The organism is Paenibacillus sp. FSL M7-1455 (assembly GCF_038004655.1).
GTDB classification, from domain to species: domain Bacteria; phylum Bacillota; class Bacilli; order Paenibacillales; family Paenibacillaceae; genus Paenibacillus_AQ; species Paenibacillus_AQ cookii.
The window spans coordinates 2,839,623-2,853,107 of sequence record NZ_JBBORO010000001.1; the positions used below are offsets into that span (position 1 = coordinate 2,839,623).

At 51.3% G+C, this 13,485-nt stretch carries 14 protein-coding genes; 10 read left to right on the top strand and 4 right to left on the bottom strand.

Going from position 1 to position 13,485, the window contains the following annotated elements; genetic code table 11:
- Positions 1-26: 26 nt before the first annotated feature.
- A complete protein-coding gene (gene coaA, locus NYE48_RS13070; protein WP_340998987.1) occupies positions 27-950 on the bottom strand; it encodes a type I pantothenate kinase in 924 nt (307 codons plus the stop codon).
- A 296-nt stretch (positions 951-1,246) separates the two neighbouring features.
- On the opposite strand from coaA, the gene NYE48_RS13075 reads away from it, so the two are divergent.
- From NYE48_RS13075 to NYE48_RS13100, 6 genes are all read left to right on the top strand, one after another.
- Positions 1,247-2,182 (top strand): sugar-binding transcriptional regulator, encoded by a 936-nt coding sequence (locus NYE48_RS13075; protein ID WP_036709837.1) that lies wholly within the window; start codon positions 1,247-1,249, stop codon positions 2,180-2,182.
- Positions 2,183-2,374: 192 nt separating this feature from the next.
- Positions 2,375-3,046 carry a deoxyribose-phosphate aldolase gene (gene deoC / locus NYE48_RS13080; protein WP_212949666.1) on the top strand — a complete coding sequence of 224 codons (672 nt, stop codon included), beginning with the start codon at positions 2,375-2,377 and terminating at the stop codon, positions 3,044-3,046.
- A gap of 161 nt (positions 3,047-3,207) precedes the next feature.
- The gene (locus NYE48_RS13085) at positions 3,208-4,389 is read left to right on the top strand and encodes a NupC/NupG family nucleoside CNT transporter (protein ID WP_340998988.1); all 1,182 of its coding nucleotides are present in this window, start codon (positions 3,208-3,210) and stop codon (positions 4,387-4,389) included.
- A gap of 40 nt (positions 4,390-4,429) precedes the next feature.
- Positions 4,430-5,611: a phosphopentomutase gene (gene deoB, locus NYE48_RS13090; RefSeq protein ID WP_340998989.1), complete on the top strand. Its 1,182-nt coding sequence runs from the start codon at positions 4,430-4,432 to the stop codon at positions 5,609-5,611.
- A gap of 49 nt (positions 5,612-5,660) precedes the next feature.
- Positions 5,661-6,368: a purine-nucleoside phosphorylase gene (gene deoD, locus NYE48_RS13095; protein WP_340998990.1), complete on the top strand. Its 708-nt coding sequence runs from the start codon at positions 5,661-5,663 to the stop codon at positions 6,366-6,368.
- Between the two features lie 46 nt (positions 6,369-6,414).
- Positions 6,415-7,716 (top strand): pyrimidine-nucleoside phosphorylase, encoded by a 1,302-nt coding sequence (locus tag NYE48_RS13100; RefSeq protein WP_340998991.1) that lies wholly within the window; start codon positions 6,415-6,417, stop codon positions 7,714-7,716.
- 152 nt (positions 7,717-7,868) lie between these two features.
- On the opposite strand, the gene NYE48_RS13105 is transcribed toward NYE48_RS13100, so the two are convergent.
- Together NYE48_RS13105 and NYE48_RS13110 are read right to left on the bottom strand one after the other, a co-directional pair.
- The gene (locus NYE48_RS13105; RefSeq protein ID WP_212949739.1) at positions 7,869-8,189 is read right to left on the bottom strand and encodes a DUF4190 domain-containing protein; all 321 of its coding nucleotides are present in this window, start codon (positions 8,187-8,189) and stop codon (positions 7,869-7,871) included.
- Positions 8,190-8,381: 192 nt separating this feature from the next.
- Positions 8,382-9,257 (bottom strand): AraC family transcriptional regulator, encoded by an 876-nt coding sequence (locus NYE48_RS13110; RefSeq protein ID WP_340998992.1) that lies wholly within the window; start codon positions 9,255-9,257, stop codon positions 8,382-8,384.
- A 162-nt stretch (positions 9,258-9,419) separates the two neighbouring features.
- Here NYE48_RS13110 and NYE48_RS13115 point away from each other — a divergent pair, with 162 nt between their 5' ends.
- Genes NYE48_RS13115 through NYE48_RS13125 form a run of 3 tightly spaced genes read left to right on the top strand, consistent with a single transcriptional unit; the run spans position 9,420 to position 12,235 of the window.
- On the top strand, positions 9,420-10,478 hold the full coding sequence (locus NYE48_RS13115) for a Gfo/Idh/MocA family protein (RefSeq protein ID WP_036709815.1): 1,059 nt from the start codon (positions 9,420-9,422) through the stop codon (positions 10,476-10,478).
- Positions 10,475-11,332: a sugar phosphate isomerase/epimerase family protein gene (locus NYE48_RS13120; RefSeq protein ID WP_340998993.1), complete on the top strand. Its 858-nt coding sequence runs from the start codon at positions 10,475-10,477 to the stop codon at positions 11,330-11,332. Before NYE48_RS13115 ends, NYE48_RS13120 begins: the two co-directional genes overlap by 4 nt.
- Positions 11,333-11,356: 24 nt before the next feature.
- The gene (locus NYE48_RS13125; RefSeq protein WP_036709808.1) at positions 11,357-12,235 is read left to right on the top strand and encodes a sugar phosphate isomerase/epimerase family protein; all 879 of its coding nucleotides are present in this window, start codon (positions 11,357-11,359) and stop codon (positions 12,233-12,235) included.
- A 112-nt stretch (positions 12,236-12,347) separates the two neighbouring features.
- Here the strand turns inward: NYE48_RS13125 and NYE48_RS13130 are convergent, their stop codons facing one another.
- Positions 12,348-12,794, bottom strand: a complete 447-nt coding sequence (locus NYE48_RS13130) for a GNAT family N-acetyltransferase (RefSeq protein WP_212949737.1) — start codon at positions 12,792-12,794, stop codon at positions 12,348-12,350.
- 264 nt (positions 12,795-13,058) lie between these two features.
- Between NYE48_RS13130 and NYE48_RS13135 the strand changes: the two genes are divergently transcribed.
- Positions 13,059-13,484, top strand: a complete 426-nt coding sequence (locus NYE48_RS13135) for an SRPBCC family protein (protein WP_212949657.1) — start codon at positions 13,059-13,061, stop codon at positions 13,482-13,484.
- Position 13,485 lies beyond the last annotated feature (1 nt).

Below are 13,485 nucleotides of genomic sequence, written 5' to 3' on the forward strand. Positions count from 1 at the left end.
ACCCGTTATTCGAGGATTCGAATCCGTTATTTGCGAAGCATCACTTTTTCGATCAAATGGTCCGAGCCTTTTTTGATGATCAGTTTGGCCCGTTCTTTCGTCGGCAAAATATTTTCGTGCAGGTTTTTGGCGTTGATGTCCTGCCAGATTTTGGCTGCGGTGCCGACCGCTTCTTCCTCCGAGAGCGTCGCGTATTTGTGGAAATACGAACGGGGGTCCTGGAAGGCCGAATCGCGGAGCAGCAGGAACCTTTCGATGTACCACTTGCGGATGTTCTCTTCGTCGGCATCGATATAGATGGAAAAATCAAAGAAGTCGCTGACGAAAAACGGCTCGCTGGTGTTCACCTGCAGCACGTTGATCCCTTCGACGATCAAAATATCGGGCCGGTCCACAAGCTGCGTGCGGTCCTTCAGAACGTCATATTCGAAGTGGGAATATAACGGAGCGTGAAGGGCGGGTTCGCCGGACTTGGCGCTGCTGATAAAATGCATCAGTTGGTTGATGTCGTAGCTTTCCGGAAAGCCCTTTTTGTTCATGATGCCTTTGGCTTCAAGCACCCGGTTGGGGTACAGAAAACCGTCTGTCGTCACCAGATCGACCTTGGGATGCTCGGGCCAGCGGGATAAAAGCGTTTGCAGCAATCTGGCGGTGGTGCTTTTGCCTACGCTGACGCTGCCTGCTATGCCGATGACAAACGGGGCTTTCGGCGCAGGGACGCTCAAAAACGAACTCATCTTCGATTGAAGCTGGGCAAAAGCGGTGACGTATAAATGGATCAGCCGCGCCAGCGGCAAATATACGGCGGATACCTCTTCGATCGAAATTTTTTCGTTTAAGCCCTTTAACTTTTCGAACTCTTCTTCCGATATCGTGAGAGAGGGCAAATCCCGGGACAACGCCCATGCGTTCCGGTCAAATTCAAAGTACGGGGAATATGTATTTTTCATGATCGCTCACTTTCTATCGGGCCCGGCCCCGGCTGCAATCCGCAGGTCTTGTTTTGAAGTCCATCCTTGTGGTCGAAGGCCGGCCTTGTCTTTGACGATGTACGTTCATCGACTATTTTTGTTATACTGATTGTGACGGAAAAATTCACAATAACTATCTTAACAAATAAACGGCGCCGGAAAAAGCATATCTTGCAAAAAGGAATCAGGCAAGCGATCGGGGAATTGCAGGATAAGGCGCGCGAAACGAACGGCTCATGACGTAAGAGAGAGAAAAGACGGGTGATGATCAAAGAATGGACATAGAAAAACAACGATTGTCGATTGAAGCTGCGAGACTTTACTATCAATCGGATTTCAGCCAGCAGGACATCGCGCAGCGGCTCGGCGTGTCCCGTCCGACGGTATCGAGGCTGCTGCAGTTCGCGAAGGAGCAGGGGTACGTGAAAATCGAGATCGTGGATCCGCAGGAAGACTCCCATATTTTATCGAAAAAGCTGGAACAGAAATACGGGCTGGATACCGTCCAGGTCTGTTATTCTCCCCTGAATACCTATGAAGAAATTCAAAAGCATATCGCCAAACAAACCGCCGATTATCTGTACGACAACGTCCAAGACAAAGATATTATCGGCGTAACCTGGGGGACGACGATGTTTGCGGTGGCGAAGCAGCTGCAGCCCAAAAGCGTCAGGGGAGTCGAAGTCGTCCAGCTCAAGGGAGGCGTCAGCCATTCCCACGTCAACACGTACGCGGCGGATACGGTCAATTTATTTGCCGAAGCTTATCAAACGGTGGCCCGCTACCTTCCGCTTCCGGTCATTTTCGATAATATCGCCTTGAAACGCATCGTGGAAGAGGACCGGCACATCAGCAGGATCATCGAGCTGGGCAAGCAAGCGAACATTGCCGTGTTTACGGTCGGGACGGTAAGGGAGGATGCGCTGCTGTTCAGGCTCGGTTATTTCACCGATGAGGAGCAAAAACTGCTGAAGAAAAAAGGCGTCGGCGATATCTCTTCCCGTTTTTTCGACAAGGACGGCAACATCTGCAGCGAGGAGATCAACAACCGGACGGTCGGCATCGATTTGCACGAATTGCGGAAAAAGGAAAAGTCCATCCTGGTTGCCGGCGGGCAAAGCAAGGTGGATGCGATCCGCGCGGCATTGGCCGGAGGGTACGCGAACATTTTGATCACGGACCAGTTCACGGCCCAAGCCCTGACGGTTTAAAGGATTTCAAAATCTGCCATAGATACATATGGCAGATTTTTTTTGCGCAAAATAGGCTGGTGAATGCCACAAAACCGCCATGAACATAATTTCAAGACAGTGTTTACATATGTTCTGACGAGTGTTATGATATTTCTGCAGCAAGCAAAGAAAGCGCAATATTTTCGGGTAATTATTCTTGAAGGAGATGACATGATGACAAATCTTGCAGGTATGATCGATCATACGTTGCTTCGCGCGGATGCAACCCAAAGCGAAATTCAAAAATTGACGGAAGAAGCGAAAAAGTACGAATTTGCTTCTGTATGCGTAAACCCGACATGGGTTAAATATGCCGCCGAGCAGTTAAGCGGCACGAAAGTAAAAGTGTGCACGGTCATCGGGTTCCCTCTGGGAGCAACCACATCGGCCGTGAAGGCGTTCGAAACGCAAAATGCGATCGAAAACGGCGCAACCGAAGTCGACATGGTCATTAATATCGGGGCTCTGAAGGACAAGCAGGACGATTTCGTGGAGCAGGATATCAAAGCCGTCGTTGACGCAGCCAAAGGGAAAGCGCTTGTAAAAGTCATTATCGAAACCTGTCTGCTTACGGATGAAGAGAAGGAGCGCGCTAGCCGTTTGTCCGTGAAAGCGGGTGCAGATTTCGTGAAAACCTCGACCGGATTTTCCACGGGAGGCGCGACGCCGGAGGATGTCCGTTTGATGCGTCAGACGGTCGGCCCGAACGTTGGCGTGAAAGCTTCCGGAGGAGTACGCAGCCTGGAAGACATGAACAAAATGATCGAAGCGGGCGCTACCCGCATCGGCGCGAGCTCCGGCGTAAAAATTATGGAGGGCGGCCAGTCGACGTCTTCCTACTAATGCTTCAAACCGACGGCGTCAGCCGCCTGGACGCAAAGCGGAGAGGCGAAACATCCATGCTCCGCTTTTTCATGAATCGTCTGGAAGCGCTTTATGAAAACGATTTTTCATAGCCTTGTTCATACGGATCTTCATACAAAATTCAACCTAGGGAGACAGCCATGAAATATTTGATTGCGGTATTGGGATTACTCGTCGTGTTTGCACTGTCTTTTGTCGTCAGCAATAACAAACGTGGTATTCGCTATCGCCCATTGATCATCATGATCATTCTTCAGCTTATTCTGGCATTCATTTTGCTGAATACGGTTGTCGGAACCGCGCTGATTCAAGGATTTTCGGATATTTTCAAAAACTTGCTGGATTATGCCGCGGAAGGCATCAACTTCGTATTCGGCGGCATAGCGAACGAAGGACAAGCTCCGTTCTTCCTCAATGTGCTGCTGCCGATCATCTTCATTTCGGCCCTGATCGGAATTTTGCAGTACATCAAAGTGCTTCCGATTATCATTCGGCTCATCGGCCTCGTGCTCAGCAAGATCAACGGCATGGGCAAGCTGGAATCCTACAACGCAGTGGCCTCGGCCATTTTGGGGCAATCCGAAGTGTTCATTTCCGTCAAAAAGCAGATCGGCGCGCTGCCGAAGCACCGCTTGTACACGCTTTGCGCGTCCGCAATGTCCACGGTTTCGATGTCCATCGTTGGCGCGTACATGACCATGATCGACCCGAGATACGTCGTGACGGCGCTCGTTCTGAATCTGTTCGGCGGATTTATCATCGCTTCCATCCTCAATCCTTATAAAGTGACGCCTGAGGAAGACAGTCTGGAAGTTCAGGAGGAGTCCGAAAAGCAGTCGTTCTTCGAGATGCTCGGGGAATACATTATGGACGGGTTCAAGGTCGCGATTACCGTTGCGGCGATGCTTATCGGTTTCGTCGCGTTGATCGCGATGATCAACGGCATCTTTAACGGCATCTTCGGCATCACCTTCCAGGAACTGCTCGGTTACGTCTTCGCTCCGTTTGCCTTCGTGATGGGCGTGCCTTGGAACGAGGCCGTGGAAGCAGGCAGCATCATGGCTACGAAAATGGTATCCAACGAATTTGTCGCCATGCTCGAGCTCGGCAAACATACGGCCATGTCCGCCCGCGCCGTCGGCATCGTATCGGTGTTCCTCGTTTCGTTTGCGAACTTCTCCTCGATCGGCATCATTGCCGGCGCGGTGAAGGGACTTCATGAGAAGCAGGGCAACGTGGTTGCGCGTTTCGGCCTCAAGCTGCTGTACGGAGCGACGCTTGTCAGCGTGCTGTCCGCAACGATTGCCGGCGTGTTTTTATAAAATAGATACGTTATACTCAATTACGAAGGAGTGATCATGAATGGCAGAATTTAAACGCGTACACTTGATCGTCATGGACTCGGTAGGAATCGGCGAAGCGCCGGACGCCGCGCAATTCGACGATTTTGACGTCGACACGCTCGGGCATATCGCCAAAGAACGCGGCGGATTGAACATGCCGAATATGGCCAAGCTCGGCCTTTCCAACATTCGCGAAATCCAGGGCGTCGACAAAGCGGATAAGCCGCTCGCCTATTACACGAAAATGCAGGAGAAATCCGCAGGCAAAGACACGATGACCGGACACTGGGAAATCATGGGCCTCTACATCGATACGCCGTTCCGCGTGTTCCCCGACGGATTTCCGGACGAGCTGATCAAGCGCATCGAAGAAAAAACCGGACGCAAGGTCATCGGCAACAAGCCGGCGAGCGGAACGGCCATCATCGACGAGCTTGGCGAAGAGCAAATGAAGACCGGGGCGCTCATCGTTTACACTTCGGCAGACTCCGTGCTGCAGATCGCCGCGCATGAAGACGTGATTCCGCTGAAGGAACTCTACGAAATTTGCGAGTTCTGCCGCGAGATCACTTTGGACGATCCTTACATGCTGGGCCGCATCATCGCGCGTCCTTACGTCGGACAGCCGGGTTCCTTCAAGCGCACGGCCAACCGCCACGATTATGCGCTGAAGCCGTTTAACCGCACGGTAATGAACGAGCTGAAGGACGGTGGCTTCGACGTCATCGCCCTCGGGAAAATTTCCGATATTTATGACGGGGAAGGCGTAACCGAAGCGATCCGCACGTCTTCGAACATGGACGGCATGGACAAATTCATCGCTACGATGGACCAAAACTTTACCGGTCTCAGCTTCCTGAACCTGGTCGATTTCGACGCACTGTACGGACACCGCCGCGATCCGCAAGGGTACGGTCAAGCGCTTGAGGATTACGATGCGCGCCTGCCGGAAGTTTTCGCGAAAATGACCGACGACGATCTGCTGATCATCACCGCGGACCACGGCAACGATCCGACGTACCGCGGCACGGACCATACCCGCGAGTACGTGCCTTTGATCGTGTATTCCCCGCGTTTCAAGAACGGCGGCAGCGAGCTTGCGCTCCGCAACACGTTCGCCGACATCGGCGCAACGGTAGCGGACAACTTCGGCGTGACCATGCCGGAATACGGCACGAGCTTCCTTAAAGATTTGAAATAATTCGCAACCTATTTTATCCATAATAAACACTTGTCAGGAGGACATATTCATGAGTACTCATATTGGAGCCAAAACCGGAGATATCGCGGAAACGATTCTGCTGCCTGGAGATCCGCTGCGTGCAAAATTCATCGCGGAAACGTACCTGCAGGATGTGACCTGTTACAACGAAGTTCGAGGCATGCTTGGATTTACGGGGACTTATAAAGGAAAACGCGTTTCCGTTCAAGGCACGGGCATGGGTATTCCGTCCATCAGCATTTACGTGAACGAACTGATCAATGAATACGGCGCTAAAAACCTGATGCGCGTCGGCACTTGCGGCAGCATGCAGAAAGACGTGCATGTACGCGACGTCATTTTGGCCCAGGCTTCTTGTACGGATTCCGGCGCAAACCGCCATTATTTCGGCGGCTATGACTTCTCCCCGATCGCCAGCTTCCAGCTGCTGAAAACGGCTTATGAGAAAGGCGTGGAAAAAGGCCTCAAGCTGCATGTCGGCAACGTCTTCAGCTCGGACATCTTCTACCGCGACGATAAATCCGTCGTTGAAAAGCTGATGCAGCACGGCATTCTCGGCGTGGAAATGGAAACGACCGCACTTTATACGCTTGCCGCCAAATTCGGCGTCAACGCGCTTACGCTGCTCACGGTCAGCGACCATTTGTTGACAGGGGAAGAAACGACCGCGGAAGAACGCCAGACGACGTTCAACGATATGATGGAAGTCGCGCTCGAAACGGCTATCACGCTGTAAGCCGGAATAATATCATTAACTTTTTGAAAGTGAGGCATTGCTACCTATGAGAATGGTCGACTTGATTGAAAAGAAACGTGACGGCGGAGAATTGACAACGGAAGAAATCAATTTCATCATAGAAGGCTATACCAAAGGGGAAATTCCCGATTACCAGGTCAGTGCCTTGGCGATGGCGATTTTCTTTAAAGACATGACCCAGCGGGAGCGGGCGGATTTGACGATGGCCATGGTTCATTCCGGCGATACGATCGACTTGTCCGAAATCGAAGGGATCAAGGTCGACAAGCACTCCACGGGCGGCGTGGGCGACACGACGACATTGGTGCTTGCACCGCTTGTCGCGGCGCTGGATATCCCGGTAGCCAAAATGTCCGGCCGCGGCCTGGGACATACCGGCGGAACGATCGACAAGCTGGAGTCCATCGAAGGCTTCCACGTGGAAATCGAACGCGAGGAATTCGTGGAGCTGGTCAACAAACATAAAATCGCGGTCATCGGCCAAACCGGCAACCTGACCCCTGCGGACAAGAAGCTGTATGCGCTTCGCGACGTCACGGGGACGGTCGATTCGATTTCCCTTATTGCGAGCTCCATCATGAGCAAAAAAATCGCCGCAGGCTCCGACGCGATCGTGCTGGACGTCAAAACGGGAGCCGGCGCTTTCATGAAAACCGTCGACGACGCGAAGGCGCTTGCGCATGCGATGGTCAGCATCGGCAACAACGTCGGACGGAACACGATGGCCGTCATCTCCGACATGAGCCAGCCGCTTGGCTTCGCCATCGGCAACTCCCTTGAGGTCAAAGAGGCGATCGATACGCTGAAAGGCCAAGGGCCGAAAGACCTTGAAGAACTGTGCCTGGCGCTCGGCCGCCAAATGGTATACCTGGCGAAAAAGGCAAGCTCCCTCGAGGAAGCGGAAGAAATGCTGAAGGAAGTCATCAAAAACGGCAAAGCGCTCGAGAAATTCAAGGAGTTCATCCGCAACCAAGGCGGCAATCCGGATGTCGTGGATCATCCCGAACTGCTCCCGCAAGCGAAGTATCAAATCGAGGTTCCTGCGAAGGAAGACGGCGTCGTCGCGGAAATCGTCGCTGACGAAATCGGTACGGCGGCCATGTGGCTTGGAGCGGGACGCGCGACCAAAGAATCGGAAATCGATTTGGCCGTCGGCCTGATGCTGAACAAAAAAATCGGAGATCGCGTGAAAAAAGGCGAATCGCTCGTAACGATTCATGCCAACCGCGAAAACGTGGATGACGTCATAAACAAAATTTACGACAACATCCGTATCGCCGACCATGCCGAAGCCCCTGTATTGATTTACGGAACGGTGACGGAATAATAAGGATCGCTTTATGCAGCAGAGCTGCCCAAGGTCTTCAAGGCCGGGGCAGCTCTTTTTGTCTCTCCTGGATGTTTAACGGCGAACTCTGTTTTATCGTAGCGAATGCAAAAAAAGGATTGAAGCGCATGCTTCAATCCTTTTTTGCGTTATTAAGCCGATGTCAAAGGCGGAATCGACGAAAGCACATCATAATAGCTGTCGGTAGCGCCGAAGGCCATGAGGGCAATGACGAGGATGACGATAATGATTCCGTATAAGGCTGTGCCGATAATGCCGCAAACGAGTCCGCCGATGGCCAGGCCGCGTCCGCCTTCTTGTCTCTGCTTGATCTCCTTGAAGGAGAGGCAGGCCAGGACGATCGCGATGATGCCGAGGATCAGGCCCACGTACGGGATCATCAGGCTGAGAATGCCGAGCACGAGGGCTGCGATCGCCTTGCCGTTGGTCTTCGGCGGCTGCATCGGCGGCATTTGTTGAAACTGGTTAAATTGTTCGGATGAATATGGATCCAAAGATATGTTCCTCCTCAAAATGATACTTTATGTATAAAATATCAAACATTCAGAACTATTATACCCAGAAAAAAGGAGATTGACCATGCAAAATCCTAAATTTCATTCGACAAATTTTTGTTTTCGATCAGGAATCCTATCGTTTTTACATTAAATATGGAAGTTTTTGCGCATTTCGCTTGGCGAAACATGCTTATATTTCTTGAACGAGCGGCTGAAATAATAAATATCCTTAAAACCGGTCGATAGCGCGATTTCGGAAATGTTCATGCGCGAGTTGCGCAGCAGGTATTCTGATTTGTTGATCCGCAGCGTATTAATATAGTCCGTAATGGTGCGCCCGGTCAGCTCTTTGAACAATCTGCTGAAATGAAACCGGCTGAGGCCCGCAAGCCTGGCGAGCTGATCGACGCTTAGATCCTCGGGGTAATGCTCTTCGATATATTGAAAAACGGGCGTGAACCGCTCCAGATTCTTCAGGCGCTGATGGTCTTCTTCCGTGGACAGTTTATTCGTTCCGTATCGGCGCAGCAAAATGGTCAGGATTCGATACAAATACGACTTGATCGATAACTCGTATCCCAGCTCGCGCTGGTTCAGCTCCTCGATGAGGGAGGATATGCAGCTGATGATTTCGGCGTCGCCGGTAATTTTGCTGGCGAACAAAATCCGGTTCTGCGAAATCGGCGTGATGAATTTGGTTTCGATCGCATCGATCGAGTGGCTATGGAGCAGCTTGATGTCAAGGATCATCGCATAATAGACCAAATCGTCGCATTGGCTGACGCCGTAATGCAGATCGTTGCTGTTTATGACGACCAGGTCCCCCTCGCGAACCTCGTACGGAACGGAATTCAGCTCGATCATGGCGGATCCTTTGGTGAAATACAGGAATTCGAGATGATTATGCCAATGATGGTTAAAGAGCGTCATTCCGTATTCTTTGGTCGTCGTGTAATGGACTTTGATCGGGAAAAAGCGGTTCGGCATATCCATCGGTTCTTGCAGAGAAAGGGGTCTTTCCATATCGTTCACCTCAAAATCGCACAATTATACAAATAAAGAGCAAGGCTTTGCATGGCAGACTTAACTAGAAACATTATAATTCAATATATATAAAACATCTATCGAAGCACTTCCCAATCAATCCAAAAGATGAGAATGAATCCAAAGGAGCGTTGAATGCGAATGAGCAAAATCAAAGTGGGCATCATCGGTGCAGGTTCCATTTCCGAGTCGCACATGAATTCGTATCAAAAAAACCCGGATGCCGAAATCGTGGCCATCTGCGACCTGAACGAAGAACGAGCGAAGGCGGCCGCGCAAAAATACGGCGCAGCGCACACATATACGGACTACAACGAGCTTCTCGCGAACCCTGAAATCGACGCCGTCAGCATCTGCACATGGAACAACTCCCATGCGGAAATCAGCATCGCCGCGATCCAGGCAGGCAAACACGTCCTGGTCGAAAAGCCGCTGTGCCGCACCGTGGAAGAGGCGCTGAACGTCCAAAAAGCGGTCCGTTCCAGCGACAAGCTGCTGCAAGTCGGCTTTGTGCGCCGGTATGACCCGAACATCGGCCTTCTGCAGGAATTCATCCAAAAAGACGAATTCGGCGAGCTGTATTATGCCAAAGCATCGATTTTGCGCCGTCTCGGCAACCCTGGCGGATGGTTCGCGGACAAAGAACGTTCCGGCGGCGGACCGCTGATCGACATCGGCGTGCACGTCATCGACCTGTGCTGGTACATGCTGGGCAGACCAAAAGTGAAATCGGTTTCAGGGAACGTTTATCACAAGCTTGGCAACCGTTCGAACGTGAAGCATCTGTCCTTCTACAAGGCTGCCGACTATGACGCAAGCAAAAATACGGTGGAGGATTTGGCGAATGCTTTGATCCGTTTTGAAAACGGCGCATCGCTGATGGTGGACGTCAGCTTCTCCCTGCACGCGAAAAAGGATGAAGCAGGGGTTCGCATTTATGGCACCAAAGGCGGATTTGAAATCGATCCGGAGGTAGTGATCGTAACCGAAAAGAACGACGTAATGGTCAACATCGAGCCGCAGATCGACAACAAAGGCTTTAACTTCGCAGCCGCGTTCCAAAACGAAATCGATCAGTTCATCCTCAATATCCAACACAACAGGGAGCCGATGAGCCCGGTCGAAGACGGATTGGAATTGATGAAAATATTGACGGGCATTTACGAATCCGCCGAAAAAGGAGTCGAAATCCAGCTATGAAAGTGGGAGTAAGCACTTATAGTTTGTACCGTCCCGTGCATGAAGGCAAAATGACGATCCTCGAGGCCATCGAGAAAATCGCGGAAATCGGCGGGGAGCATGTGGAAATCGTGCCGATCGGCTATTCGCTGACCGACAATCCCGAATTGACGGACCAAATCGTCGCTAAAGCGAAGGAAGTGGGCATCGAAGTTTCCAACTATGCGATTTACGCCAATTTCGGCGTCGACAGCGACGAGGAGATCGCCAAGGAAGTCGAACGCGTCAAGAAAGAAGTGGACGTCGCCGCCCGTTTGGGCGTGAAGCTGATGCGCCATGACGTGGCAGGCCGCAGCGACACTTCCATCAAGCAGTTCAACAGCGAGCTTCCACGCCTGGCCGAAGCCTGCCGCCAAGTTGCGGACTATGCGGCGCAGTACGGCATTACGACAAGCGTCGAAAACCACGGGTATTACATTCAAGCAAGCGACCGCGTGCAGGCGCTGGTTCACGCCGTGGACCGTCCGAATTTCAAAACGACGCTCGACGTCGGAAACTTCATGTGCGTCGACGAGGACCCGGTCATTGCCGTCCGCAACAATCTGCCGTTTGCATCCATGGTTCATATCAAGGACTTTTACCTGCGCCATGCATCCAAGGATCCGGGCGAAGGCTGGTTCAAAACGGCCGGCGGCAATTACTTGAGAGGGGCGATCGCCGGACACGGCGACATCAACCTGCGCGAATCGATCCGCCTGATCAAGGCTTCGGGTTATGACGGATATTTGTCCATCGAATTCGAGGGCATGGAAGACGCGGTCCAAGGAACGCGCATCGGATTGGAAAACGTGAAGCGCTTCTGGAACGAAGCGTAAATCATACGAATACGGAAGGAGTCAATGGTGATGAACAATAAAATCGGCGTTATTGTAGACAGCTTTCGCGTAGGCGTTAGAGAAGGCCTGCAGCGGGCTAAAAAGGTCGGGGCGGACGGCGTTCAGATTTATGCCGTAAGCGGCGAGATGGACCCGGCAAACCTCTCTGCTGCGCAGCGTAAAGAACTGAAGGAGTACATCGCGTCGCTTGGTCTGGAAATTTCCGCGCTTGTCGGCGATTTGGGCGGTTACGGATTCCAGGACAAAAGCGTAAATGCGGAAAAAATCGAAAAATCGAAACGGATTCTCGATCTGGCCGTCGAGCTGGGCACTTCCGTCGTGACGACGCATATCGGAATCGTGCCGGAAGATAGAAACAGCGAGATTTATCAAAACATGCATGATGCCTGCGAAGAGCTCGCATCGTACGCAACCAGCATGAACGCCTACTTTGCGATCGAAACCGGTCCGGAGCCTTCGGCAAGATTGAAGGAATTCCTCGACGGTCTCGGCTCCAAAGGCGTATCCGTCAACTTCGACCCGGCCAACATGGTCATGGTGACGGGAGACGATCCTGCGCAGGGCGTATACAACCTGAAGGATTACATTGTGCACACCCATGCGAAGGACGGCATCCGTTTGCGCGAGGTACCGGCGCATTACATTTACGAGTCCCTCGGCTACGATGCGCCCGTCAACGAACATAACACGTTCGTTCCAGGCGAAGGCCAATATTTCCGCGAAGTTCCGCTTGGCGAAGGCAGCGTGAACTGGACGGAATATTTGAAGGCGCTCGAAGACATCGGTTATGCCGGATATTTGACGATCGAACGCGAAGTGGGCGAAGATCCGGAAGCCGACATTTCCAAAGCCGTGCAATTTTTGAAGCAGTTCAGAGGTTAATGCGAAGCGTTGTACGGCGAAAAACGGCAAGGCGAAGCGAACATTACACTTTAAAAGCCGCATTGTTGCGGCTTTTTTGTGTTTTGACAGTAGATGACCCTTGGAATTGTTTTTAAATGAGAGAAGGTTCAAGATTTTTGACCATTAATATGTGGGGAATACCATCTTCCATAAATTCAGCTGATGAAGTCCGGTAGCCAAGCTTGTTATAGAATCCCTCTGCCTGGGTTTGCCCGTGCAATTTAACTTGCTGATGCCCCTTTTCAAGCGCGATTTCTTCCAATCCTGAAATGATTGTCTTTCCAATCCCCATTTTGCGGTAAGGTTCTAAAATACAAATACGTTCTAATTTGCCTACTCCATCATGAGCGCGGATCCGGCCCGTGCCAACGGGTTGTCCATCGTAGTAGGCGAGCAGATGCTCGCAATCTCCATCCAGCGTATCAAATTCATCAAACTCGTCTGTGAGTGGCACACCTTGTTCTTCAACGAATACTTTCTTTCTTATTAAGAAAGCAGCCTCTAGTTCCTCGGATTGTGTAATTCTTTTTGAATGCATCATTTTCAACCCTCTCCGGATTTATGTTTCGATCAGATAGTCATGATGACGTCAACGTCAATGACAAGTATATAGAATTTATTATTTGTTGTAAATGCAATAAAAAAAGGCCGACAGGGTACCGAATGAGAGGGAATCTATTTTTATAAACAGGATCCCAGGCAAAAATTGGACTTGATATGAAACCAAACGGTTGTATATAATAAACAAGAAATAAAACCAGAAGGTTTCGCATTTAGGTATAAAAAACGGGAGGGATCAACAATGGAACATGAAAAACAAGGGGCTTTGCCCGATATACGGTATACCGGCGTGTTTAAGGCGCCGATTCAGAAGGTATGGAAGGCCGTCGCTACGGCGGAAGGGCTGTCGGCATGGTTTATGCCCAATGATCTCGAGCCGGTCGTTGGCCATGAATTTCAGCTGAATGCGGGCCCCTATGGAATGTCTCCGTGCAAAGTGACGGAAGTGGACGAACCCCGCAAAATTGCGTTTCGGTGGGGGAAAGACTGGACGCTGACGTTTGAATTGAAGGATCTGGCAGATCAAACCGAAATTACGATCATTCATTCCGGCTGGAACGAGCATACGTTGACGGAGTTCGGGCAACCTCATCCGATCGTTCGCGGCGTGATGGACAAAGGCTGGGCCGGTCTGCATCAAAAACTGGGCGCGTACGTCGAGGGGTAAC